30 protein-coding genes are annotated in these 22,821 nt (G+C 33.8%); 5 read left to right on the forward strand and 25 right to left on the reverse strand.

Features of this window, described 5'->3' with window-relative positions; all coding sequences use genetic code 11:
* The 5 genes from C6H08_RS04470 to C6H08_RS04490 form a co-directional block, all read right to left on the reverse strand.
* Window positions 1-1,172 (reverse strand): hypothetical protein (locus C6H08_RS04470; RefSeq protein ID WP_158656802.1); only part of this gene is annotated, 1,172 nt, incomplete at its 3' end.
* A gap of 569 nt (window positions 1,173-1,741) precedes the next feature.
* A complete protein-coding gene (locus tag C6H08_RS04475) occupies window positions 1,742-2,686 on the reverse strand; it encodes a thiamine pyrophosphate-dependent enzyme (protein ID WP_034563826.1) in 945 nt (314 codons plus the stop codon).
* A 40-nt stretch (window positions 2,687-2,726) separates the two neighbouring features.
* Complete coding sequence (locus C6H08_RS04480; RefSeq protein ID WP_034563823.1) at window positions 2,727-3,950, reverse strand: 2-oxoacid:ferredoxin oxidoreductase subunit alpha; 1,224 nt, start codon at window positions 3,948-3,950, stop codon at window positions 2,727-2,729.
* 11 nt (window positions 3,951-3,961) lie between these two features.
* Entirely contained in the window at window positions 3,962-4,369 is a 408-nt protein-coding gene (locus C6H08_RS04485) for a 4Fe-4S dicluster-binding protein (RefSeq protein ID WP_004084303.1), read from the reverse strand.
* Between the two features lie 21 nt (window positions 4,370-4,390).
* Window positions 4,391-4,951, reverse strand: a complete 561-nt coding sequence (locus C6H08_RS04490; protein ID WP_005218890.1) for a pyruvate flavodoxin oxidoreductase subunit gamma — start codon at window positions 4,949-4,951, stop codon at window positions 4,391-4,393.
* 398 nt (window positions 4,952-5,349) lie between these two features.
* Here C6H08_RS04490 and C6H08_RS04495 point away from each other — a divergent pair, with 398 nt between their 5' ends.
* The 3 genes from C6H08_RS04495 to C6H08_RS12520 all read left to right on the forward strand — a co-directional run bounded on the left by C6H08_RS04495 (window position 5,350) and on the right by C6H08_RS12520 (window position 8,325).
* On the forward strand, window positions 5,350-6,117 hold the full coding sequence (locus C6H08_RS04495) for an exodeoxyribonuclease III (protein ID WP_034563820.1): 768 nt from the start codon (window positions 5,350-5,352) through the stop codon (window positions 6,115-6,117).
* 323 nt (window positions 6,118-6,440) lie between these two features.
* A complete protein-coding gene (locus C6H08_RS04500) occupies window positions 6,441-6,944 on the forward strand; it encodes a PAS domain-containing protein (protein WP_034579607.1) in 504 nt (167 codons plus the stop codon).
* Window positions 6,945-7,482: 538 nt separating this feature from the next.
* A complete protein-coding gene (locus C6H08_RS12520) occupies window positions 7,483-8,325 on the forward strand; it encodes a methyl-accepting chemotaxis protein (protein ID WP_411698101.1) in 843 nt (280 codons plus the stop codon).
* Window positions 8,326-8,668: 343 nt separating this feature from the next.
* On the opposite strand, the gene dnaG is transcribed toward C6H08_RS12520, so the two are convergent.
* The 20 genes from dnaG to C6H08_RS04590 form a co-directional block, all read right to left on the reverse strand.
* Window positions 8,669-9,619, reverse strand: coding sequence for a DNA primase (gene dnaG / locus C6H08_RS04510; protein WP_052099988.1), 951 nt, complete (start codon window positions 9,617-9,619; stop codon window positions 8,669-8,671).
* Between the two features lie 116 nt (window positions 9,620-9,735).
* Window positions 9,736-10,890 carry a hypothetical protein gene (locus C6H08_RS04515; RefSeq protein WP_034579601.1) on the reverse strand — a complete coding sequence of 385 codons (1,155 nt, stop codon included), beginning with the start codon at window positions 10,888-10,890 and terminating at the stop codon, window positions 9,736-9,738.
* A gap of 2 nt (window positions 10,891-10,892) precedes the next feature.
* A complete protein-coding gene (locus C6H08_RS04520; protein ID WP_034579598.1) occupies window positions 10,893-11,264 on the reverse strand; it encodes a hypothetical protein in 372 nt (123 codons plus the stop codon).
* Window positions 11,257-11,604: a hypothetical protein gene (locus C6H08_RS04525; protein ID WP_034563806.1), complete on the reverse strand. Its 348-nt coding sequence runs from the start codon at window positions 11,602-11,604 to the stop codon at window positions 11,257-11,259. Before C6H08_RS04525 ends, C6H08_RS04520 begins: the two co-directional genes overlap by 8 nt.
* Window position 11,605: 1 nt before the next feature.
* Window positions 11,606-11,734 (reverse strand): hypothetical protein, encoded by a 129-nt coding sequence (locus tag C6H08_RS12265; RefSeq protein WP_267892878.1) that lies wholly within the window; start codon window positions 11,732-11,734, stop codon window positions 11,606-11,608.
* Window positions 11,731-11,964 (reverse strand): hypothetical protein, encoded by a 234-nt coding sequence (locus tag C6H08_RS04530; RefSeq protein WP_034579594.1) that lies wholly within the window; start codon window positions 11,962-11,964, stop codon window positions 11,731-11,733. Before C6H08_RS04530 ends, C6H08_RS12265 begins: the two co-directional genes overlap by 4 nt.
* Complete coding sequence (locus tag C6H08_RS11235; RefSeq protein ID WP_158656804.1) at window positions 11,961-12,122, reverse strand: hypothetical protein; 162 nt, start codon at window positions 12,120-12,122, stop codon at window positions 11,961-11,963. Before C6H08_RS11235 ends, C6H08_RS04530 begins: the two co-directional genes overlap by 4 nt.
* On the reverse strand, window positions 12,097-12,243 hold the full coding sequence (locus C6H08_RS11240) for a hypothetical protein (protein WP_158656806.1): 147 nt from the start codon (window positions 12,241-12,243) through the stop codon (window positions 12,097-12,099). Before C6H08_RS11240 ends, C6H08_RS11235 begins: the two co-directional genes overlap by 26 nt.
* Complete coding sequence (locus tag C6H08_RS04535) at window positions 12,244-12,495, reverse strand: hypothetical protein (RefSeq protein ID WP_233708487.1); 252 nt, start codon at window positions 12,493-12,495, stop codon at window positions 12,244-12,246. It lies immediately after the preceding gene.
* A 120-nt stretch (window positions 12,496-12,615) separates the two neighbouring features.
* The gene (gene ssb, locus C6H08_RS04540) at window positions 12,616-13,038 is read right to left on the reverse strand and encodes a single-stranded DNA-binding protein (protein ID WP_052099987.1); all 423 of its coding nucleotides are present in this window, start codon (window positions 13,036-13,038) and stop codon (window positions 12,616-12,618) included.
* Window positions 13,035-13,673: an FAD-dependent thymidylate synthase gene (gene thyX / locus C6H08_RS04545; protein ID WP_104686118.1), complete on the reverse strand. Its 639-nt coding sequence runs from the start codon at window positions 13,671-13,673 to the stop codon at window positions 13,035-13,037. The genes ssb and thyX overlap by 4 nt, the downstream gene beginning before the upstream one ends.
* Window positions 13,664-14,077 (reverse strand): DUF6378 domain-containing protein, encoded by a 414-nt coding sequence (locus C6H08_RS04550; protein WP_034579495.1) that lies wholly within the window; start codon window positions 14,075-14,077, stop codon window positions 13,664-13,666. The genes thyX and C6H08_RS04550 overlap by 10 nt, the downstream gene beginning before the upstream one ends.
* Window positions 14,074-14,832, reverse strand: a complete 759-nt coding sequence (locus C6H08_RS04555; RefSeq protein ID WP_034579493.1) for a hypothetical protein — start codon at window positions 14,830-14,832, stop codon at window positions 14,074-14,076. The genes C6H08_RS04550 and C6H08_RS04555 overlap by 4 nt, the downstream gene beginning before the upstream one ends.
* Window positions 14,833-14,934: 102 nt before the next feature.
* Window positions 14,935-16,188, reverse strand: coding sequence for an RAD55 family ATPase (locus tag C6H08_RS04560; protein ID WP_034563839.1), 1,254 nt, complete (start codon window positions 16,186-16,188; stop codon window positions 14,935-14,937).
* Window positions 16,185-16,508, reverse strand: a complete 324-nt coding sequence (locus tag C6H08_RS04565; RefSeq protein ID WP_034563841.1) for a hypothetical protein — start codon at window positions 16,506-16,508, stop codon at window positions 16,185-16,187. Before C6H08_RS04565 ends, C6H08_RS04560 begins: the two co-directional genes overlap by 4 nt.
* Window positions 16,456-16,680: a hypothetical protein gene (locus tag C6H08_RS04570; protein WP_034563844.1), complete on the reverse strand. Its 225-nt coding sequence runs from the start codon at window positions 16,678-16,680 to the stop codon at window positions 16,456-16,458. The genes C6H08_RS04565 and C6H08_RS04570 overlap by 53 nt, the downstream gene beginning before the upstream one ends.
* On the reverse strand, window positions 16,680-17,234 hold the full coding sequence (locus tag C6H08_RS04575) for a tyrosine-type recombinase/integrase (protein WP_080732221.1): 555 nt from the start codon (window positions 17,232-17,234) through the stop codon (window positions 16,680-16,682). Before C6H08_RS04575 ends, C6H08_RS04570 begins: the two co-directional genes overlap by 1 nt.
* Before the next feature lie 131 nt (window positions 17,235-17,365).
* The gene (locus tag C6H08_RS04580; RefSeq protein ID WP_034579491.1) at window positions 17,366-17,776 is read right to left on the reverse strand and encodes a tyrosine-type recombinase/integrase; all 411 of its coding nucleotides are present in this window, start codon (window positions 17,774-17,776) and stop codon (window positions 17,366-17,368) included.
* Between the two features lie 180 nt (window positions 17,777-17,956).
* The gene (locus C6H08_RS04585) at window positions 17,957-18,565 is read right to left on the reverse strand and encodes a hypothetical protein (RefSeq protein ID WP_104686119.1); all 609 of its coding nucleotides are present in this window, start codon (window positions 18,563-18,565) and stop codon (window positions 17,957-17,959) included.
* Window positions 18,566-18,630: 65 nt separating this feature from the next.
* A complete protein-coding gene (locus C6H08_RS04590) occupies window positions 18,631-19,581 on the reverse strand; it encodes a cyclic nucleotide-binding domain-containing protein (protein WP_034579487.1) in 951 nt (316 codons plus the stop codon).
* A 688-nt stretch (window positions 19,582-20,269) separates the two neighbouring features.
* Between C6H08_RS04590 and C6H08_RS04595 the strand changes: the two genes are divergently transcribed.
* Together C6H08_RS04595 and folP are read left to right on the forward strand one after the other, a co-directional pair.
* Window positions 20,270-21,094, forward strand: a complete 825-nt coding sequence (locus tag C6H08_RS04595) for a DNA polymerase III subunit delta' (RefSeq protein ID WP_233708488.1) — start codon at window positions 20,270-20,272, stop codon at window positions 21,092-21,094.
* 2 nt (window positions 21,095-21,096) lie between these two features.
* Window positions 21,097-22,614 (forward strand): dihydropteroate synthase, encoded by a 1,518-nt coding sequence (folP, locus tag C6H08_RS04600; protein ID WP_052099980.1) that lies wholly within the window; start codon window positions 21,097-21,099, stop codon window positions 22,612-22,614.
* Window positions 22,615-22,821 lie beyond the last annotated feature (207 nt).

Below are 22,821 nucleotides of genomic sequence, written 5' to 3' on the forward strand. Positions count from 1 at the left end.
GCATTTTTTACTATTACATCACCATTGTTTGCAGTCAATGAGATTTGCCCATTTGACCCAGCTATACCATCCTCATTAAAAGTAACCTTATCAACCCTTATATTTCCATTCTCATTGACAACTGCAGAGGTCTCTCCACCAGCAGCATTATAGTGCTTTATCTCACCGATATTTAAACCCCTTGTATCTCCTTTGAGTGTAAGTGTGTAACTTGAGCCAGAGTTAAGATTCCCAGTGGTTGAATTTACCAGTAAATTTATCTTTACATCTTTTCTATTGTCGGAATTTTCCATTTTAATATCAAGATTTGCTTGATTCCACCTTACCATAACAGTGCCTAATTCAAGATTCTGAGCCTTTATAGTATTTGCAGTGTATTCATTTTCTACATAACCATCCTGTCCAGCTACTACAAGATTTTTGATTATAGAATCTTTAACCTTCGACAAATCAAGCACAGCAAAAGCTGAGGTGTAAAATACACCGGTAGCACCTTCAGGTGTATAACCTAGCGTAATTTTGCCATTTGAGATAAATCTATTGCCTGTTAATGTAAGGCTAGAAGAACCTTTATCGTATCCTGATGTGGTGCCACGCATGATTCTAATATCAGCATTTGAGACAATATCACCACTTGCATTAAATGTAACTCTTGCTCCACCACCACGATATATAGAACCACCCATATAGTGTCCACCAATCTCTATTGTCCCGCCTAGATAGAGATTCTTTATACCCTCAACTTTAAATTCGGTAAAATGCTTTCTAGTAGAGCCACTATAAGCCCCTATGTATGTTGTAGCACCAACACCGGTTACATTTTTATTATTATCAACACCACTACCACCGAAGACAAAATCACCTCCCCCAAGCTTTATGGTAAGTTTATTTTGTTGCGGGTAATCACTATTCATAGAATAATTTAATCCCCATATAGCAAAATCCTGATTTATTGCACTACTTTTATCGATGATAATATCTTGTGCCTGATTGCAAGTTCCCCAGAATGATTTCCCACTACAATTGTAAAAGTAACCACCATTAACACCATTTGCCTGTTCAATCTTACCATTCGATTGATCTTTAATATTTATATCTTGAAAGTTTTGTGCGTTTAGCGTGTAGTTCATGCTGAGCAAAATCCCACTTAGCATATATGCTTTTACTCTCATAGCTTACCCCTTTTACTCGCTCTTTTGTAGAATCAAATATTTGCAATAGCAAATAAAATACTGCATGATTCTACAAAAAAAAAAAAACAAATTCAAGTAAATTCTATAAAAAGTAAGTAAAAGTTACAAATTTTATAGAATCTGTGTGGATTTTGTATATATTTTACACTTTTTTGATATGTTGCAGTGATTTGATGGATTGCGTTGTGTGGTTTCTGGAATCTTGTCATGTTGAGACGCAGTCGAAACATCTTTAAAGTTTAGATTCTATAAGAGATATTTCGACTTCGTCTCAATATAACAAAAACGCAATTTTATATTAGATTTTTCGCTGTCGCTCAAAATGACAAGTATGGAATCAAATCTAGTAGCACATACAAATTAGCTATAAAACTAGATTGAATTGCATATACACTCTATTAGAATTTTATAGAATTTTAAAGTTATTAATGTAGTCAAGCAACATGGAGAGTGTAATCAAAAATCTAAAAGATTTAGAATCTAGCTTAAAGTAGCTCTAAATCTTAATGGTTTTAAGGCTAGCTGGTAGAGAAATAGCTAAAAATGTATTACAACTTTGCCTCTTCTCTTCTTTGTAGTAGCTCCCATCTAGCATCAACATCTTTTTGAAATTGCTCGATGATATGCTCATTTTCTGGTTTAAATAAATGTTTGAATCTGCCTTGTGCGGCTAGATAGTCCCTAACTGGAATGACATTTTTAGGGCGGTAAGTGATACGCAACTCATGCCCATCAATGATTTCATACAATGGGAATACAAGGCTATCTACGGCTAAATCACTCATTTCAACGGTGTGATTTGAGTTAAATTTCCATTCAGTCGTGCAAGCACTCATAGCATTGATAAAAGTAGGTCCTTCTGTGTCAATCGCCTTTTTTATCTTAGCATTCATATCTTTCCATTTATTTGGTGCAACTTGTGCGACATAGGGGCTTCCATGTGCTGCCATAATGCTTAGCAAGTCTTTTTTCTTTTGTTTTTTACCATAGCTTACTTTTCCTGCTGGTGTTGTGGAGGTGCTAGCCCCAAGTGGTGTAGAACCGCTTCTTTGCCCACCTGTATTGGCATACACTTCATTATCAAGGCAGATATATGTAAAATCATGCCCTCTTTCAAAACAGCCACTAATCCATTGGAATCCAATATCATAGGTCGCACCATCACCACCAAATGCTACAAATTTAGGCTTTTGCCCTTTGTATTTGCCTTTTCTCTCAAGGGCTTTATACATAGCTTCAGCACCACAAATCGCAGTCGAGCCGTTTTCAAAACCGATATGAATCCATGGCACATTCCATGAAGTATGCGGATATACTGCTGTTGAAACTTCTAAACACCCTGTAGAATTTCCAAGAGCTATTGGACCATCAACTGCATTTAAAACCTCCCGCACAATCATACCATGCGCACAACCCGGACACAATAAATGCGCACCTTCAAATCTTTCAGCACTTTTGCTAAATTGTTTTAGATTTTTTATCTCTTTTGTCATTATCTTTCCTTTTTAATGTAACTTTTCAAAGTTAAGAATCTTAATTAAAACCCATTTCTTTACCACGCAAACAAATCCACTGCTGTGCGTTATGCGTAAGTTTTCCTGCCTTGACATTGTCTGCAAGTTCGCTATAAATCTTTCTAATATCTTTTTGTGTTAAGTCTCTCTCGCCTAAACCATACACATAGTTAGAAAGTATAGGACGATTATTTGTAGCGGCTTGATAGATAGCTGCACTCACTTCATTAAACATAGCACCCATAGCCCCTGCTGGTGAAGACTTATCCATGATAGCAACTGCTTTTGCGTTTTTCAATGCCTCGCCTACTTGCTTATAAGGGAATGGGCGTAATACATGGATAGTTACAACTCCAGCTTTTATGCCTTGCTCTCTCATAGCCTTTGCTGCAACGCGTGCAGATTCTGCGGTTGTGCCGATGGCAAAGATTGCTACTTCTGCATCGTCCATATCATAACTCATTACAGGCTTGTATGCTCGACCGGTCTTTTCTTTAAACTCATTAAATACGCGTTCAATAACAGGCATAGAATCCATGATTGCTGCATGTAGTTGTGCCTTATGCTCATAATGCCAATCTTCTTCTGCTTGCACACCATAAGTAACAGGTTTGCTAAAATCAAGCAATGCGTTTTTTACCTTATAATCACCGATAAATTTATATGCTTCTTCATCGCTTAAAGGACGCACATTTTGCGCTGTGTGTGAGCTTAGGAAGCCATCTTGATTCACTATTGTAGGCACTCTTACATCATAGTCTTCTGCGATTTTAAACGCCATAAGGTTAAAGTCATAAGCTTCTTGTGGATTACAAGTGCAAAGCTGAATCCACCCTGCATCACGGCATAGATACATATCTGAATGATCGCCATGTATATTTAGCGGTGCTGCTAATGCACGATTAACTAGATTTAATACAATAGGTAGTCTCATACCACTTGCTTGATATAATACCTCAACCATTAACGCCAAGCCTTGTGAGCTTGTAGCAGTAGCCACTCTACCACCTGCTGCTGCTGCACCTACGCAACCACTCATTGCCGCATGTTCAGATTCTACAAGCACAAACTCGCCATCAATATAGCCATTACCAACAAATGTGCCATAATCTTGCACGATAGGTGTTGATGGTGTGATAGGATATGCTGCCATTACATCAATTTGTGCTTGTCGCAGGGCATGACTAGCGGCGACATTGCCATCCCATACCTCAACTTCTTGTAAATCATATACTTTTGCCATTGCTTAACTCCTTATGCCTTTTTCTCTTTCTTCTCTTTTGCTGGCCATTGACTAATCGCATCTTCTTTTGTAACAAAATCTTGAAACATAATTAAAGATTTAGGATTTGTAGGACACACATCAGCGCACACACCACAACCTTTACAATGCTTGTAATCTACACCAGTCATCTTTTCATCTCTTACTAAAATAGAGCTATCGGGGCAATACACCCAGCAAAAATAGCAGTTAATGCAATGCTCTACATTATGCACGGGCTTTTCTGTCCGCCAATGTGCTACACTTAGTGTGTAAGAGCTATTATCTGTATATTTTCTCTCCTCTTGATGTAGGTCAAGGCTTTTTTCACCTTCTGTTTCAAGTGGAAATACAACTGCACCGGGTAATAAGTCATTCCAACCTTTATTAGCATTTTGCATAATCTATCCTTTCATACTTTATTAATGCACTTCATCATACGCACGCTGTATTGCCACCATATTTGCATCAATAATTTTTTGTGGCAATTTTTTTCCCAACACTTTTTTAAACGCCTCTTTAAACTCTTCAATAGGTAAAAGACCAGATTCTTTAATGAAAGCACCAAGCATAGGCGCATTTGGGATAGGCTTACCCAATGCCTCTAAAGAAATCTTAATGCAATCCACTATGTAAAACTCTCGATCCTTTAACTCCGGCTTTTTCTCTTGCAACTCTTCTTTACTTAAATGGGTTGTGATAATATATTTTGTTGTAGGCTTTTCATTCTCAAAAATATCTGCGATAAAAGTAAGACCGGGATCAATCACTAATACATAATCTGGCTCCATGTATTTCTCATGATTAAGGATAGGGGTATCATCAAACCTATCAAATGCCGCCATTGTAGCACCGCGTTTTGCAGAACCATAAGTCGCAAATGCTTGCACCTCTTTGCCTGTCCCAGCGATTACATCTGCTAGCCCTTTGGCACCTGTTACAGCACCCTGACCAGCTCTACTATGCCATCTGATTTCTAACATTATCTTCTCCTTGTTGGGTTATCGTTTCAAATGGAAACACAAACATTCTCTTTAAACATTATCCTGTATTGCGAATGAAGCATAATAAATACTCTAAAAAAAAGACTATGTTGTTAGCTTATGCTGCTGTGTGTAAAGAGCTTGTTATATCTTAATTGTAACAAATATTTTGTAAATTCTTTGGATTTTCATTTTGCTTACACGATACATACGGCTTTGCATGTGTTAAAAAGAAACATACTTTAAGAAACTCTTTTACTTTCAATAACACTTTTATTACTTTTTGTTGCACATTGTAGCTAGAAATGTGATTCTATATTTGCATTAAGTAATGTTGTATTTCTGTGGTTATAATTTTCCCTTATTGAATCTATGTGTAATACTTTAAGGACAATAATATGAAAATGATCTCTTGGAATGTGAATGGTTTGCGTGCATGTATGACAAAGGGATTTATGGACTTTTTTAACACAATCGATGCTGATGTATTTTGTATCCAAGAATCTAAAATGCACAGAAGTCAAAGTGATTTTGTATTTGATGGATATTATCAGTTTTGGAATGAAGCGGAAAAAAAGGGATACTCTGGCACAATCATTCTTAGCAAAACAGAGCCTTTAAGTGTGTGTAATGATATGGGGATAGCACACCATGATAAAGAGGGGCGTATTATTGTGGCAGAATATGCAACCTTTTTTCTTGTAAATGTTTATACACCAAATTCCAAACGAGAGCTAGAAAGGCTTGCATACAGACAGGAATGGGAAGATGACTTTCGTGCTTTTTTAAAGGGATTAGAGCAGTATAAGCCTGTGATTGTATGTGGTGATTTGAATGTAGCACACAAAGAAATAGATTTAAAAAATCCAAAGACAAATCGCAGAAATGCGGGTTTTACCGATGAAGAGCGAGAAAAAATGAGTGTGCTTTTGGATAGTGGCTTTATTGATTCTTATCGTTATTTTTACCCGGATAAAGAGCATGCTTATACGTGGTGGAGTTACATGGGAAAGGCAAGACAAAATAACACAGGTTGGAGAATTGATTACTTTTTACTCTCAAGATGCCTTGTCAAGAATCTTAAAGAAGCACATATTTACCCCGAGATAATGGGGAGTGATCACTGCCCTGTTGGCATTGTGATTGATGAGAATGCGGTTGTGTAATATGCAAATATTATCGCTTAGGCAGATAGCCGTATTTCAATTACCCATATGGTTGTTTAAAGTTAAAATAAATTAATGGCTTGGAATCTTTTGCTATCTGGAAATGTATGTAAGCAAAATGATTAAACTCTAAACAAAGTCATATTCTTATAAACCTTAAACTATGATTTTGCTTATTTTTATTGTGGATATACTAGACAATGTTTAAGGTTACAAAAAGTATATGTTCTAGCGTTAATATTGCATTAAGCCTAACATGTTATAATGCCAAGTCGCTTTTATGTTCTATGATTATTCAATTTAATTACTTACAAGGAAGTTATATGCAAGAACTTATACTTGAAAAAGATGTATTAATTACTTCAAAAACGGATTTAAAAGGTAATGTGCTGTATTGCAACAAGCCATTTTTAGATTATGCAGAGTATGATGAAGAAGAAGTTTTATTTAAATCGCATAATATTGTGCGTCATGAAGACATGCCAAAGTGTGTTTTTAGGATTCTATGGGAGCATATTAAGCAGGGCAAAGAAGTCTTTGCTTTTGTGAAAAATAAGACTAAACACAATAATTTCTATTGGGTATTTGCCAACATTACACCAAACTATAATCAGCATAATCAAGTCATAGGTTACTATTCTGTGCGTAGAAAACCAAATGAAGCAGCCATAGCAGTTATTAGCAAGATTTATGAAGAGACTTTGCGGATTGAAAAAGCACAAGGGATAGATAAGGCGTATAACTTTATCCTTGAATATGCAAAAAATGCAAATCTAACCTACAATAATCTCGTGTTAAATCTTCAAAGGAATGGACATGTCGCTTAGAATCTTTTTGGTAATAGGCATATTGCTTTCTTTCATTGCAGGTTTATTAAGCTTTTTAAATGGCGGTATTGTCGTTGGGAGTATAGCGCTTCTTGCATGTGTGGCACAAGGTGTGGGCTTATTTTTTGAGACTAGACATGCACAATTTTTAGATCGCATTATTGAAGTAACAGAGCATGCAAAAGATGGTGATTTTGAAAGTCGCGTTATCCATTTGCATGGAGATTCTAAGCTTGTTACACTTGGTGGGAATCTAAATGTCTTACTGGATAATCTTGAAGCCTTTCTGCGTGAGGTAAATACTTCTGTGAGCGCATCACAAAACCATGAATTTTATAGAAGAGCTTTAGGTGAGGGCTTGAAAGGCGCATTTGTAAAAAACATAGATAGTATTAATTTTTGTTTAAATAGTATTGAGACAAATGCAAAAGAGAGTATCCAAAACTCACTTGCAAGATCACTTATGAATATGAGCCTAGATAATCAGAATCATGACTTAAATAGTATTAGCACAGATTTAACACATGAAATGAGTAAAATGCACGGCGTAAGTGATAATATCCAATCGCTTACTCAAATCGCAGATGAAAATAAAGCAAATATCACAGAAATAGCTGATAGTATAGCAAATCTCCTAACACTTATCGCCCAAAGCAATGATGCGATTAATAACTTCGCACAGCGTTCAAATGATATTGGCAATGTTATACAACTTATTATCAATATCGCAGCACAAACAAATCTCTTAGCATTAAACGCAAGTATTGAAGCCGCAAGGGCAGGAGAGCATGGCAGAGGCTTTGCAGTCGTTGCTGATGAGGTAAGAAAGCTTGCTGAAAATACACATAAAGCAACTGATGAGATTTCACTTGTTATCCAAACCATGCAACAAGAGATCGCAACCATTCAAGCAGGAAGTGAAGAAGTCTATCGTATCATCAATGACACGCAAAGCAAGATCGCTTCTTTTACTGATGTGTTTGAGAATCTTGGCAATGAAAGTGTCGCCCTGCATAGTGCATTTAATATCTTGCAAAAAAGCCTTATTATCAATGTAGCAAAAATTGAGCATATTCTGTATAAATCTAACGCGTATTTGAGCTTTAAGCTTTTTAAACCAGCACAAGATTTTAGCAAACATGCCATATCACATCTTTTTGAAGACCCAATATGTCAAAAAGTCCTTTTTAGCCTTGTAAGCAGTCAAGAAGTCGATAGAAGTCGAGATATCATTACTCAAAATGTAACCGACGCATTACAAAAGATAGACAAAGAGCTAGATAGCACAGATATTGATTATATCGTTGCGCATTTGAATGCTATGGAAGAAGCAAGCCAGCAGTTTATACAAAAGCTAGATAGTGCGATTAAGCAATCTTGAAAGTTTAGCTTCTATACATTAAATATCAAATCTTTTAAGTCTAGTTTATAAGCCTTGTATATGTTTTTCTTGGGAATCTTGCAAATTTAGATTACAAATATATACTTACGAGAACATAAACTCCACTTCCACATATTTATAGTTTCTAAGAATAAAAGACTTGCTTCAAATATTAGGTTAGATTCTAAGTAGATATTCAAAACTTATTTTTAAGAATCTCTTGTAAAAAAATATATGTTTCAATTCCGATGCGAACATCTCAAAACATATATGCAAAATAAGTGGCGATTTATTTACTTTAAATATTGGGCCTAAGTGGTTTTAGCCTCGTGCTTATGCTTACCTAGTGTAGGGGTTTAGAAAAGCTATTATAAAGCTCATATTGTATTAAAATATTAATCGCTCTTAGTGTAGCACTCATTCCTGCAGAATCATTATCTAGGGCTAGATTAATACTTATATCATCATATTTTGTAAGCAAGGCAATATGTTCTTTTGTAAAAGCAGTCCCACATATTCCAACAGAGTTTTTAAAACCCATTGTATGCAATGCCAAGACATCAAAATAACCCTCTACAATATATACGCTTTTTTCTTTTGCTATATGCTTTTTAGCCTTATCATAGCCAAATAATATCTTACTTTTATTATAGAGTTTTGTTTGTTTAGAGTTTATGTATTTAGGATTTTGCTTAGAATCTAGGCTTCTACCGCTAAAAGCTACACATTTACCATTAGCATCAAATATAGGGATAATAAGCCTTTTTGAAAACATGCTTTTATATCCATTATTACTTTCAAATAATATGCCACTTTGCAAGGCTTCTTTCTTATTTTCAGACAGATTTCTTATCTCAAAATCTTCACCCCCATAACCGATACAAAATTCTTTTATCACAGCTTCACTAATCCCACGATTTAATGCTATTTGCATAATATGTTGTTGATTACTTAGCGCATAATCTAAGAATATCTCATTATCTTGCATGAGAGAATCTAGCTTACCATTTTTATATATAAGCTTAAATCCTATAATATTAGCTATCTCTTTAATAGCTTCTATATAGTCTATCTTTTGTAATTGCATAACAAACTTTATAGCATCACCACCCACTAAACAGCCAAAGCAGTGATAAATCTGTTTTGTAGGACTTACCATAAAACTCGCAGTGTCTTCTGTATGAAAAGGACAGCACGCAGTATAATTGCTACCATTCTTTTTTAATGGCAAGTAGTGTGAGATAATATCTACTATGTTTATTTGTTCTTTGAGTTCGTCTATATTTTCTATCATTATATATCCTTTCCTAAGATTCATCTTTGATTACGCATTCATAAGATTAGCCTTTAAAATAGCTAGTCAAAATTTTAAAAACTTGCAAAATGTATAATCAAAGACGAATATTTACGCTATATACGCCACTTAGTAGTAATCCCTATATTAAACCCATTATTTCTTACTACAACCTTTTCCTTATTCTCGTAAGCATAAATATCTTGCTGCCAAGTAATCCCACTTAAAGCATCAATGCAGTTATCATCATTTGCCTTTCTATCAGGGTTATATTTTCGCAATTCGTTTTTAATCTGTTCTATGCCTACACCATTCCTTCTAAACTTTAGCCTACCTTGATTATATGCAGGTAAAAGTGTAGCTATTTTTTCATGCTTACTTAAAGACAAAGGCACTTTAAAAGTTGTTATAAGGTTACTTAGCACACTCTCATTATTATTTCTTCTCTTAAGATTAAAGGCTAGTATTTGCTTATTTAAGCTTTGCTCCAAAGTAATACCGCCTCCTTTTGGTTCAATCCTTACACTCGCATTAGGATATTTACTCATCATGCAAAAGCTTTGTTCTATAAACATTTCATTATCCCATTTACCATAGAAACAATCATAAACTACAATAAATGGATAACTATCCTTTAAGCTTATCCCAACACATACAATAGCACGATTATCGCTTCCATCTTTTGTGCTTTCAGCAGGATCAATGAATATATAGAGATTTTGTTTAGGTATATCAAAATCACTGATTAAGTTACTATCAAAATAATCCATATTAAAATATCCCCCACTTGCATTCTCTGGCTCTTGCTGATATTGTGCGTTAAAGGCATATTCTCCCATAGTCTGTCTAATTGTATATAATTGCTCTAGTGTATGTCTTTTTTCAAATAAAGCTTCACTCTCTTGTCTCTCATGCCTAAAGTTTCCAATCTCATATACCTTTTTTTCCTTATTTATAGCTTCTAAATTCACTTCCTCCCATTCATTCCTTGCCACTTCTTTTAAATATCCACATAAATCGTTTTTATGTAGTCTTTGCATGATAACTATCATTCTGCCTTGTATATTCTCATAAGTTAAAAGCCTACTTAAAAAGGATTCTGTAAAATATATAATGCTATTTTTTCTACTTGCTTCACTATAGGCTTCACTTGCTTTTAATAAATCATCAGCAATACCTATATGACAATGCTTACCTGTTATAGCCCCTCCTGTTGTAGTAGCAAATAATCCTCCGCCTTTTTCATTAAACCAATTCTCGGCTTTATCCATAATCAGTTTTTGCTTACCAAAAAGACTAGAAAAAGCATTTGATTTAAAAAATCTCTAGTTTCTACGCTTATACTTTTAGAGAGTTCATCACCATAACTTGCATATATAAATTTTAGGTTAGGATATTTGCCTAAAGCATACGGGATAAATGTCCTTGCTACCAATTCACTTTTACCATAACTTGGCGGCATTGAAATCATTAAGTTTTTAATATTGCCATTTAAAAGCTCGGTTAATATCTCGCATAAATACCCATAATGCCAATTATCTAAAAATGTATTGCCATAATAGTATGCAAACTTATATCGCATAAAATCATACAAATTTCTTTTAGCTAATTCTCGTATTAATAGCTCTTTTTCAGCTCTATTCATATCTGGCCCTTAATAGCTCACTTAATTGCAACTCTTGCTTTTTAAGTCTCTCTAACTCTTTTACATCGCATGTATTAATATATACCTTTTGTGTTTTTGTTAATGCCTTTGCATACTTGTCTTGTATCTCTTTTTCCTGCTTTTCTTTATTCTTTTTATAGGCTTGTGTAGTTAGTTTTAATATTTGTATAGATTTATTTTGTGTCTCTAGCTTAGATTCTAAGACTGCATTTTTATAGCTTTCATTCTCTAAATCTTTAATAGCTTCCACATAACGCCAAAATATAAAGCATAAAGCTACAAACAAACTAACACATATTCCTTGCATTACTTTTTGCATGTTATATCCTTATTTCCTTTTGGCTTTCTTTACTACATTTTTTGCATGCTTCATCTCTTTCTTCTTTACAACCTATCAAAAATAAAGCATATATTGCAGATAAACTTAAAGCTAATAATCTTGCTTTCATTCTTTACCCCCATTCTTACAAGCCTTAATTAAAGCCTCCATATAGACATCATGAATATTCCTTATGTGTTCTTTATGCTTACAAGATTCATATTTTTTTAAACTTGCACCACATACATACTCATACTCATATACATCATCACCCATAATGCCGCCTTTTTTACAATGTACGCATGGTCTGTGTGCGTTTTGATACATTTCGTTTATATCTTTGTATTTCTTAGCTTTCATTCTGTATCCTTTTCTTTTAATGCCTTATCTAGCTTGATTTCACATACTTGTAATGCCTTATCTACAAGTCTATTAACTCGCTTGTTAAATACTGCATATATCAAAAGCACCGATAAAATGAAAAAAACATATCTACACCAAACATTCTTTACCCCCATTCTCATAAGCCTTAATTAAAGTCTCCATATAGACATTATAAATATCATTTCCTAACTCTAAATACCTTATAACCATAGCAGAACTATCTCTGCCACCGCTTAAATTTGCAATTGTTAGCATTTATTTCCCTTTCACGCAAAATTCTAAATCTTTTTCTAAAGTCTCACTATGTTGTAAAGCCTTAGAATAATCACTCACTAAATCACCGCTTAAACTTGGTCTTGTAGGTATTTCTACATCGCACTTTATAGGTATATAAGTTTCTCTATACACGACCCTTTTATCAGCACAGCCTTTAAAAGTAGCAATGTAGAAAATACAAAACACACTGCCAAATAGCATAAATACTAGAATCCAATTATCTTTATCCATTACCTAACCTTTCTTTTGTCATGTTGAGCGTAAGCCAAACATCTGCACTTACGCAAAGTAAAGATTTTTTGACTTTATAGGCTATTAAACCCACACTTGCAAAAAGACAACGCACCAAAGCTAAAAAGGTATTTCATCACTAAAGCCAAAATCTATCTGTGTTTCTACCTGCGGATTCACAACTTTAGTGTTATTTTCCTCTGCATTGCCATTATTTGCATTTGGTGAGCCTAAAAACTCTACTTTTTCCACTGATACTACATGCTTACTTCTTTTTTCGCCGCTTTGTGTTTGCCATTGTTGATACACTAGCCTACCTTCAACACATACTTTAGAGCCCTTTACTAACCATTGCTTACATAACTCTGCACTTTTTCCATACACAGCCAAATCGATATAGCATACTTCACTATCTTTTGTGCCATCAGTCCTTACAAAATGCCTATTTACAGCCAAACTCATATTGCCTACGATACTGCCACTTGTAAGTTGCCTTATCTCTACTTCTTTTGTCAAATTACCTATTAAAATAACCTTATTCATACCAATATCTCCTTATTCTGTGTTAAAAATCCACTAAACAAATATAAATGTTCTTGTGGTAATGCCTTATACACACTATATGCTAACTCTCTAATCTCTTTTAATGCTACTTTTGCAGTCCTTAGTTCTAAAAAGTTTTGCAAACTTCTAGCATTAATACTCCATACTAACTCTGTTTTGTAGCATTCAGGTATAATGTATTTTGCTATATCATTAGCAATGCCATCTTTTACCGCTAAACGCAGACTTTCTAAGGCTTTTATACTTTGGTCTTTTACTCTTTCATTGCTTGAAAGCATGATATATTTTTCTGCTCTTTTATAGTTTTCTTCACATAGGGGAAAAAAGCTTTCTTCTTTATTGAGTTCTTTTAGCGTGTATCTTGTGCTTTTTACAGATAAACTTGCCATTCTATGCCTTGCTAACTCTTGCAAACATGCCCTACTTATGCCCCTAATATCAAAGTTATAAAATAAATGCTCTAACACGCTTTTATGCTTGTTAATATTGCCTACTCTATATATTAGATTCTCATCAAGTTTTCCTTTATCGCTTTTTGAGTGAGAATTCCAACATGTGCGTATAGCATGACTACACACATGCAAAGGTGTATAATGTAGTAATTCTACTTGCATTCTCTATCCTTTAACTCATTATTTGCATATTGAATAAGCTTTTTATGCAATTTACTGCCTTTTATATGCATTTTTAACTCTAAGTCTTTTATACCTACCTGCTTTAATAGCTCCAAATATCCTAAAAAGTCAATCACACTATCAAAATGCGGATTTTCTGTGTTATTCTCTAGCCTTGCTAACTTTACTCCAAGCATAAATAAAGCTACCATTGCACTGTTATACTCATCATTACTAAGCCCTGTAATTCTATCCATTACGCTTCTTATATTAGTTATGTAAAACTCATTCACAAAGTTAGAAACATCGCTAAAGCTTCCATAATCCTTGCCTCTCTCTTGCAACATGTCTTTTACTTGTGCCTTTGCATTACTCATTAATATTTTAAATTCTCTTTCTTTCATAAACAATAATTCCTTTCTCTTTGATATGCCATAGCTTCAAAATATGCAATATACTCTCTTGCATCTTGTGTGCTTATTTCTCGTTTCACAAGCCCAAAAAAGCGATTTTCAAGTTGTTGCATTTCTCTGCATTGTGTAGTTACAGCAAATTCGTTATACCATTCACTAGGGCTTTTTATGCTATAACCATATTTTTCACATTGTAAATAATGCTTTCTGTAATATTTCCTTGCAAAATTTATCATATTCATATAATACGCGCTTTCATCATAAGAAAACATCTCTGCGATACTCTTAACAAACTCGGTTAAAGCTACTTGTCTATCCTCACGCTTTTTTATATAATGTTCCCTATGTTCCCTTTTTTGCTTTACCCCTGCTTTTCTAGCTAAAAATCCTTTATGCCATTTGCTAGGGGAGTCATTACTAATTATTTCTTTATTTGCCTTTATTCTTAAACGCATATAAGCACTATATGCAAATTTATGCTTAGAATTAAGATTTTTATAATATTCTAACTCGCTGGAATCAAACTCTATGCTAACAAGCTTTCCTATTTCATCATTAATACTTAAGCCTTTTTTCTTGCGTGCTAACCATTCGCTAGGACTCTCTTTTTTTGCCTTTACCCTGATATAGTCTGTAGAATATGATCCCTTAGCTTTATTACAAAAACTTTTATACACATTAAGTTCATCAGCTCCAAACTCTTTGTATATTAAGGCCTGAAATGTCGTTTTAATATCTTGTCTCATTGCTATTTCCTTTTATACTACTTGAAAATACGCCACCAATGATATTCCCATTTAATCCATTCTATAAACTCTTTAATCTTTTTCATACTCTGTCCTTTCAACTTAGATTAATGGCAGATTAATAGTATTTTCTACTATTAACTCTTGTGATACTTCAGGCAAAACCATCTGTGTTTGCTTTCTCTCTTTCTTTGCATAATCTTCATATTCCACAATATCATTACTATGGAATGTTTGATTGGTTACATCAAAACTCACATTAAACTTTGCATGTTTTCCTGTTTGCTTATTCTTTTGGATAATAACGCTTCTTGTATATGGGTCAAAAGGTGCGTCATTATCTTTACTTTTATTGTGTTCTATGCGTATCATAATACTTGCTTCATGTCCTCCTTTCTTGCTACCACTAGGGCTTTTTGTATCATTCTTGCTCGTTTGCACGATTAAGAATATTACAATCCCATATTTGTTGCAAAGGTTATTTAAAATCTTAAATTTCTTACTCTCACTCTCTTCTACATTTAAGCTTTGTTCTACATTTAAACGCATTTGAGAATCAATGACAAAAAACTTCACTCCACAACTTGCTAAAAACAAAATATTTGCCGCAGTATCATCTACATTCATGCCCTCATCGATAATATAGATATTATTCTGTATAGCTTCCAATTCATGCGGCTTTAGCTCGTTTGACATCAGCATTCTTTGCAAAATCTTATTTTCATCAATAGCATATTTATCAGCAGGAAACTCAAAACAAAAATACGCACATTGCTCCACTTTTGCTAAGTTTCTTATAATCTGCAAACAAAGGCTAGTTTTACCAGCTTCATATTCACCACTAATAAGCACTAATTTATGTAACTCAATCCCGCCATGCAAAACAATATCTAAGAAATTAACACCCAATTCATACTGCTTAAACTTAATATCATTATCTTGTATATATTGCAATCTCTGCTTTAAAGTCATATATTTAGTCGCAGTCTTTGGCATGAAATCATTAAAGATACTCATCAAATCTACATATCTTTTGCCACTGACTTTTTGCAACTCTTCCATAAGCTCCATTCTACGCACAATGTTATAGTCATCAAGCAATATGTTATAGTATTGTTGTATATGCTTTGTTGGAATCTGTTCTAATAACGCTAAGATAATCTCTTGTTTCTCTATCTTTTGTGCTATATAATCCATTTCAATATGCACTTTATTAATAAAAGCTTCCCATAAGCATTCATATACAATTTGTGCTTCATCACTAAAAAATTCTTTTTTCAGTGTTTGAAAAAATAGCGGTAATTCTTCACTATACTGAATCACACTTCGTAATACTAAACTTTCAACATTTTTCATCTACACACCCACTCTAAACTATCTAACATCTTTTTCTTATGAGTTGGCGACATATCTAAGCTTTCAATACTTAATGCTAAATATTGTGTATGTATAATCTTGTAAAACTTCTTATATTCCATCGTTTCAGCCTTATAAAATAATATATCAACAGCAGCCCTTACTACCATGCTTTGCTTATAACTATTCTCTTTTGCAAGTCTCTCTATCTTTGTCAATGCTTTTTTACTTAAAGTAAATCTACCATCTCTACCGATTTGACTTCTTTTAGAATAGTGTTTGCTCTTTTTTAGCCTCTTGTGTGAAGCAATCAATGCCATCTGTACTACTTCTTGAAATGACTGCCTTTTGTAACTCTTTCTCATCTAATAATCCTATTGCAATCTCTACTAAAACACTTTTTGAAAAACCTAACCTTCTTTGCATTTTGCCTAACTTATAGTAAGTATCATAATGCACGAAATAACAAGGACTTACAGACTTATTTTTCATTATGCTACCTCCTGTTTTTCTAAGTCTTCAAAGGCTCTGTTAAACTCCTGCCCTCTCTCTTTATCTTGCTTGATGTATTTCACATAATATTGCAGTGTTGTGCTTAAGTCTTTATGTCCTAACTGCTTAGATACCCAGTGCATATCCTCGCCGCTTTGCAGCATAAGACTTGCAAATGTGTGTCTTGTTGAATACAGCGTGTTATTTTGTATATCTAGCTTTTTTAATAGCTTTTTAAAGTTATATGCAATGCTTTTTTCATTCACAAAACCTTTTTTACTATCAAGGAATATATAACCGCTTTTATCTTTTAATACACTTGTTAGATATTGTTTTAGCGTAGTAGTTATCTCTACATATCTTGCCGCATTTGTTTTAGTCGTGCATAGCTTATTATGGCTTACTGACTTATTTACATAGATATTGCCTAGTGATAAATCTATATCTTTCACATTTAAGGCTAATATCTCGTTTGGTCGCATGCCTGTAAAAAATGCTATAAACAAATATAATTGCAACAAAGCATTATCACATTTGCTTAATATTTGTTTCATTTCCTGCATACTAAAAGGTTTATTTCTATCTTCTTTTATTACTCTTTGTGTGCTACATTTTAAATGTAAAAATGGATTAGCAGACACTAAACCATCAATCACTGCATGTGTGAATATAAGCTTTAAAAGGTTTAATACAAGGCTTTTATTTGTAGCGGTATATCATTAAAGTTTGAAAATATCTCTCTAGCATTCTTTGGCTTAATCTCTGCTATTTCTAAATAGCCTATGCGTGAAACAATGTATTTTTTAAATACATTTAAATAGCGAATGTAAGTATTCTCTTTTCTGTGCTCACAATGTGCCTCTAATATCTCTCTGCCATAAGTAGCAATATCTAAGCCTATAGTATTATTTTGCTCTACTTCTAGCTCATGCTTCTGTATTAATTCCATATAATTGTTTTCAACCCATAAGAGATTTTTAGCTGAAACTTCTAGTCTTGTGCTAAATCTATATCTCACATTATTGATACAAGCATGCACTTGTATATACTTGCCTCTTATTTTTGCGTGTTTAAAATTTCCTAGTGTTGTTTGCATGTTGTTTTTTCCTTTCAAATTAAATTTAATGTAAAGCTTTCATTAAAAAGCTAGTTTTGCCCTTTTCCCTTGTCATGTTGAGCCGCAAAGGCGAAACATCTCTAGCTTTTTTACAAGTAAAGATTTTCATGCTTACGCACTCAAAATGACAAAAAGCAGCACAAAAGATAAACGCAAAGATTAAGCACACCTCCTTTTGCGATAGTTATGTGTTAAAGGAAACACCCAGTTATACCCCCTACACACACTCTGTTCTAACATCGCCACAATATCTTCACCTTGCATAAAATATGCACTTAAAGTATCTAACAAAGCGTGAAAAGCATGTTTGTTAAAATACTTATTCCTTGCTTCTCTGTAAGCTATAAATTCATCAATCTTATTGCCATATTGAGATACTACCTCGTGCAAAATCTGTTCTTTAGACATGCTTTTTACATACTCTAAACGAAGCATTTTTATTTTTTTATCGAGTTCTTTTTGCATATCCACATATAAAGCTTTTAAATACTTCTTACCCTTGCTATCATCGCTATCTAAGCATATCCATAAAAGCTTATTCTTGCTTGAATACTCTATTGCTTTTTCTAGCATATCGCTATTAGCAAGTGTTTCTAAGTCAGCAAAAAAGGCTTTTTTAGCCTCCACGCTAAGAAACAAAAGGCTAGTATTAAGGCTTAACATGAAGTTATTTATTTTCTTTTTCACTTCATCACTAAGCTTTGAGTAAAAGGCATTTGGCTTAATTTTGCTTTGTGCGAACACCTTTTTTTGAAATTCTTTTGCCAACTCGTTATAAATATCTGTTGAAATTTTAAGGTTATCTAAATTGCAAGATTGTTTTTTTAAATCTGCTAATAAAAAGCAAGGCTATCCCTTAGCCCTTGCTTTTTATTAGCCGCTTCCTTTGGGAGCGAATATATATACTCTTTGTGTGATGTATCACACAAAGAGATATTATTGTATTCTTTGTTATATATAGGTGTCTCATTTTGAGACAGATTTGTAACATTTTGAGACAAGTTTGTAACAAAAAAAGAATGGCTATTTTGTGAGTTTAGAGCCTTATTTTCTTGTGTATTTGTTGTCTTATTATTTTCATGCAAAAAGCCTTGCATATCTTGTTTTGCATTTTCATCACACGCCACACTTTTAGCATTTTTTGCTTTATTTGATTTTTCTGTTATGTTTTGTGAATGCAGCACTTCTTTATCTTGTTGTCCCTGCTTATCATACTGCCAATTATTGTCATGTTGAGCGTAAGCCAAACATCTAACATCGTTTGCATTTTGTATTGTTTCTATATCATCACATCGATATTGCGTATAGTAAAATTCATCATGCACCGCTATTTTTGAGTGATTAGACCCTTTATTGTCATGTTGAGCGAAGCCAGACATCACTTCCTGTTCTAAATCCGCCACACGATAGCCCTGAAAACACGCCACATTTTGCGATTTTTTCGCCATTTTTTGCTTTAAAGCCTTGTATTTACTATGATTTTCTAAAAAATCTTGTTCTCTTATCTCTTTGTAGTAGTCAGTTATTGCAATATCCTCATCAGTTACTACAATTAACCCTATCTTTTTAAGCTTATTTAAGCACCTATATAAATGCCCTCTACTCATATTTGTGATTGTTGATAAAATTGTCAAAGGTAAGACTAAAAAATCGCTTTTTTTATTCACAAACTCTATTTGTTGCAATAAAATAGCTTCTTTTGTTGTGATTTTTAGCTTATCTAGTAGTGTAAAATTCACGCAAAAAGCTTTTTTACCGAGCTTTGTTAATCCAGTATATCGCATGTTAGACCCTTACTATTCAAGTAAGGAAAATAGACCCTATTTCTAGTCCGTATATGTTTTTAAGCGTAGCTAAAACAAACCATACCACACATTTCACAGCGTTTTGTTATGCACTATGTTGTTTTTTAAGTGTTTTTCACTTTGTTTATGTCTGATTCACATGCAAATAAAAAGCATATTGCTATGTGTTGCATGGCTTTATACCTAATCCTGCTATTTTTAAAACAGCTTGTCTTTAGATACAGCCACACGCCACATTTTAGACCCGCCATAATGCTTAATATGCTTTTGTGTCATTCTTATACACACACGCCACATTTTAAGCGACCGTTCCTACAAACCTATAAAAAACCATACATAAATAGAAATATCTATACATAGTTTTTCTGTTGTATTCCTGTTTAAACCTTGCTGGTTGCAATATTATTTATTGCTAAATCATATTGCACAGCCCTCAAGTCGCCAAAATCTCTTAATAGCTTATCGCATAAAACTATGGATTTACTTGGTTTTACATGCTCTTTGCTTCTTATGCTTCACGCCACACTTTAGCCCAAAAAATCGCATTTAAAAAGTTTTGTTATAATCCAAAAAGCTTTTTAAGCTGTATTTTTTGTGCCATTGTGTGCCACACTTGTGTCATTTGCTCAAAAACACATAAAGCCACAACGGACTTACAGGACATAGAATGAATCTAGAAACCACTACAAACACAAACGAGAATCTTGCGGTAGTATCTTTGAGTGATTTTAGTAGTTTTCAAGGCAAAAGCGAAGGGAGTTATCTAAACGATAATGACCGAGTTTTGAGCAAAAAATCCGTTAAAAATACCAAAGAGACAACGCAACAACAAGAATCTAAATCAACCTTTCATGCCCCATCAAAGATCAACCCGCAATTTATTACTACATTCAAAAAATCATGTATCATTATCAGCAATGATTACGAGAGTGAGAAAAACTATCTACGCAATACCTATGCAAAAGAAGATATAAGGATTTATGATTTAGAAGAGCTAAAGATAGATAACGCACATGAGATTATAGAAGAAGCACATATCGCTACAACAAGAGATAAAATCATCGCAATTTTTGCGTTTAGCTATAATCACTACGCACAAAACGCACTCTTAAAGATTCTAGAAGAGCCACCAAGCCATATTATTTTTATGCTTTACATTACAGCTAGAAATAAGCTTATACCAACGATTTTTTCACGACTTGTAGTCTTTAATAAGAGTAAAAAAACGCACACAAAGCCCATTAATCTAGACCTTACAAGGCTTACCATTCCTATGGTATATGAGTATGTAAATAAGCTTGAAAAAGAACATATAAGCTATGAACAGGGCAGAAATATACTCTCACAGATTCTAGATTCTATAATCGCACATAATATTTTGCTTGATGAAAAGGGGCTAGAGAGATTTGAACTAGCACTAAAAGCCCTATATAGCAAACAAAGCGTGCATACCGCACTTTTACCACTACTTTTATCTTTAGTCAAAGGATAGCTATGAAGATTGAGCGAGTAACAAATATCAATGAGGCTATGAAAAGCGTCGAGCCAGATAATATCGGCTATAAGATTATGAAAGAAAAGACACAGATTCTAGCTTTTAAAATAGAGCAATTAAAATTACAAGCCATGCAGATTCTAAAGCAAGACGCTTTGAGTAATGGTGCAGAGCTTGTAACGCCAAAAGATGCGATATTGTGTCAAAAAACACATTATGACTGCCTTTTATTTGGCACACAAAAAGCACTGAAACTTTTAATATCAAAAATGCAAATGCAACCCTTTGGTTTAAAAACAATCGCACAAGAGCTAAAAATCTTCTTACAACCACAAGAAGACTATGGCAGAAAAATCATGGGGATAATCAATGTAGATTCTAATAGCTTTTATAAAGAATTTAGCAGTAAGGAAGCAATAGGACAAATATATCATTACATAGATCTTGGCATAGACTACATAGACATCGGTGCGGCAAGCTCTAGACCGGGTGCAAAATACATTGAATCTAAAGTCGAGCTAGAGCGATTAAAACCCATTTTTAAAGAGATAAACAAGCTAAATACTAAAGCACAATTTAGCATTGATACCTATAATGAAGAGACAGCAAAAATAGCGGTTGAATATGGATTTAGCATTATTAACGATATAAGCGGTAAGCCAGAAAATATGATAAAAGTATTGCAAGAAAACCCGCATGTAAGCTATATCCTAACGCATATACAAGGCACACCCAAAACCATGCAAAAGCATTGCAAATATAAGAATCTAATCCTTGATATTGACGCCTTTTTCACTAAAAAAATCGCCTATTTAAAAGAGCATAATTGCAATAACATTATCCTTGATGTTGGTATCGGCTTTGCAAAAGATATGCAGCAAAATATCACTTTACTCAATCAATTGCAACATTTTAAACATTTTAACTTACCACTTCTTATCGGTGCTAGTCATAAGAGTTTTTTAACAAGGATTTTAGAATCTCAACCATTTGGGCGGGTGCAGGGCGTAGGGGTGCAAGGTAAAGAGAAATTAGAATCTAGTATCACTTCAAGCGGAACGCAGGGCTTAGAAATAGGAAATCTAGATTCTAATCCTTGTCATGTTGAGCGTAGCGAAGTATCTAATATAGAATCTAAAAAAGATTTTTCGCCTTTTTCAAAGGCTCAAAATGACAAGATTCTAGAATCTACGCAAACAAACCATGCAAACAAAACCACAAATTCTAGCGGTTGCTCTATGGCTTTGGAGGCTTTGAGCGAATTAGAGGGCAGGAGTTATTTAAACGATAATGACTGCCCCTCTAATTCGCTCAATCGTTCAAATTGTATAGACAAGGGCGAATTTTTACAACATACAAAATCCACAAAAAAAGGCAATCTACCTGCCACCCTCATAGCCCACTGCATAGCATGGCAAAATGGTGCAAACATAGTGCGAGTCCATGATGTAAAAGAACATATTGAAGCCTTACGCATTATGGAAGCGTTGAGGGCAAATGATATAGATTTATTGTAAAATTCTATTAAAAAACACATTTTCGTAAATGTGAAAGATTAATGGCAAACACAAGATAATTATAGAATCTAAACAAAATCTAGATTCTATAAAAGATGTTTCGTGCTTGTACACTCAAATGACAAGATTATAGACTATTTGCAATTATGTATAAATTTAATATACTAGAGTTTATGTATAAGCAAAAGCTAGACAAATATGTTTTTT

This window comes from Helicobacter bilis (assembly GCF_900198365.1).
Taxonomy (GTDB): Bacteria; Campylobacterota; Campylobacteria; order Campylobacterales; family Helicobacteraceae; genus Helicobacter_A; species Helicobacter_A bilis_B.

Bases quoted from the DNA above. Each gene is read 5' to 3' on its own strand.
- C6H08_RS04485 (WP_004084303.1), bottom strand. From the start codon at position 4,369: ATGCAAAATGCTAATAAAGGTTGGAATGACTTATTACCCGGTGCAGTT.
- C6H08_RS04495 (WP_034563820.1), top strand. From the start codon at position 5,350: ATGAAAATGATCTCTTGGAATGTGAATGGTTTGCGTGCATGTATGACA.
- C6H08_RS12520 (WP_411698101.1), top strand. From the start codon at position 7,483: ATGCACGGCGTAAGTGATAATATCCAATCGCTTACTCAAATCGCAGAT.
- C6H08_RS04490 (WP_005218890.1), bottom strand. From the start codon at position 4,951: ATGTTAGAAATCAGATGGCATAGTAGAGCTGGTCAGGGTGCTGTAACA.
- C6H08_RS04590 (WP_034579487.1), bottom strand. From the start codon at position 19,581: ATGCGATATACTGGATTAACAAAGCTCGGTAAAAAAGCTTTTTGCGTG.
- ssb (WP_052099987.1), bottom strand. From the start codon at position 13,038: ATGAATAAGGTTATTTTAATAGGTAATTTGACAAAAGAAGTAGAGATA.
- C6H08_RS04525 (WP_034563806.1), bottom strand. From the start codon at position 11,604: ATGCAAAAAGTAATGCAAGGAATATGTGTTAGTTTGTTTGTAGCTTTA.
- C6H08_RS04575 (WP_080732221.1), bottom strand. From the start codon at position 17,234: ATGAAACAAATATTAAGCAAATGTGATAATGCTTTGTTGCAATTATAT.
- C6H08_RS11240 (WP_158656806.1), bottom strand. From the start codon at position 12,243: ATGCTAACAATTGCAAATTTAAGCGGTGGCAGAGATAGTTCTGCTATG.
- dnaG (WP_052099988.1), bottom strand. From the start codon at position 9,619: ATGATAGAAAATATAGACGAACTCAAAGAACAAATAAACATAGTAGAT.
- C6H08_RS04530 (WP_034579594.1), bottom strand. From the start codon at position 11,964: ATGAAAGCTAAGAAATACAAAGATATAAACGAAATGTATCAAAACGCA.
- C6H08_RS04550 (WP_034579495.1), bottom strand. From the start codon at position 14,077: ATGAAAGAAAGAGAATTTAAAATATTAATGAGTAATGCAAAGGCACAA.
- C6H08_RS11235 (WP_158656804.1), bottom strand. From the start codon at position 12,122: ATGGGGGTAAAGAATGTTTGGTGTAGATATGTTTTTTTCATTTTATCG.
- C6H08_RS04565 (WP_034563841.1), bottom strand. From the start codon at position 16,508: ATGGCATTGATTGCTTCACACAAGAGGCTAAAAAAGAGCAAACACTAT.
- thyX (WP_104686118.1), bottom strand. From the start codon at position 13,673: ATGCAAGTAGAATTACTACATTATACACCTTTGCATGTGTGTAGTCAT.
- C6H08_RS04500 (WP_034579607.1), top strand. From the start codon at position 6,441: ATGCAAGAACTTATACTTGAAAAAGATGTATTAATTACTTCAAAAACG.
- C6H08_RS04480 (WP_034563823.1), bottom strand. From the start codon at position 3,950: ATGGCAAAAGTATATGATTTACAAGAAGTTGAGGTATGGGATGGCAAT.
- C6H08_RS04595 (WP_233708488.1), top strand. From the start codon at position 20,270: ATGAATCTAGAAACCACTACAAACACAAACGAGAATCTTGCGGTAGTA.
- C6H08_RS04580 (WP_034579491.1), bottom strand. From the start codon at position 17,776: ATGCAAACAACACTAGGAAATTTTAAACACGCAAAAATAAGAGGCAAG.
- C6H08_RS04560 (WP_034563839.1), bottom strand. From the start codon at position 16,188: ATGAAAAATGTTGAAAGTTTAGTATTACGAAGTGTGATTCAGTATAGT.
- C6H08_RS04515 (WP_034579601.1), bottom strand. From the start codon at position 10,890: ATGGATAAAGCCGAGAATTGGTTTAATGAAAAAGGCGGAGGATTATTT.
- C6H08_RS12265 (WP_267892878.1), bottom strand. From the start codon at position 11,734: ATGAAAGCAAGATTATTAGCTTTAAGTTTATCTGCAATATATGCTTTA.
- C6H08_RS04570 (WP_034563844.1), bottom strand. From the start codon at position 16,680: ATGAAAAATAAGTCTGTAAGTCCTTGTTATTTCGTGCATTATGATACT.
- C6H08_RS04475 (WP_034563826.1), bottom strand. From the start codon at position 2,686: ATGACAAAAGAGATAAAAAATCTAAAACAATTTAGCAAAAGTGCTGAA.
- folP (WP_052099980.1), top strand. From the start codon at position 21,097: ATGAAGATTGAGCGAGTAACAAATATCAATGAGGCTATGAAAAGCGTC.
- C6H08_RS04520 (WP_034579598.1), bottom strand. From the start codon at position 11,264: ATGAATAGAGCTGAAAAAGAGCTATTAATACGAGAATTAGCTAAAAGA.
- C6H08_RS04555 (WP_034579493.1), bottom strand. From the start codon at position 14,832: ATGAGACAAGATATTAAAACGACATTTCAGGCCTTAATATACAAAGAG.
- C6H08_RS04535 (WP_233708487.1), bottom strand. From the start codon at position 12,495: ATGGATAAAGATAATTGGATTCTAGTATTTATGCTATTTGGCAGTGTG.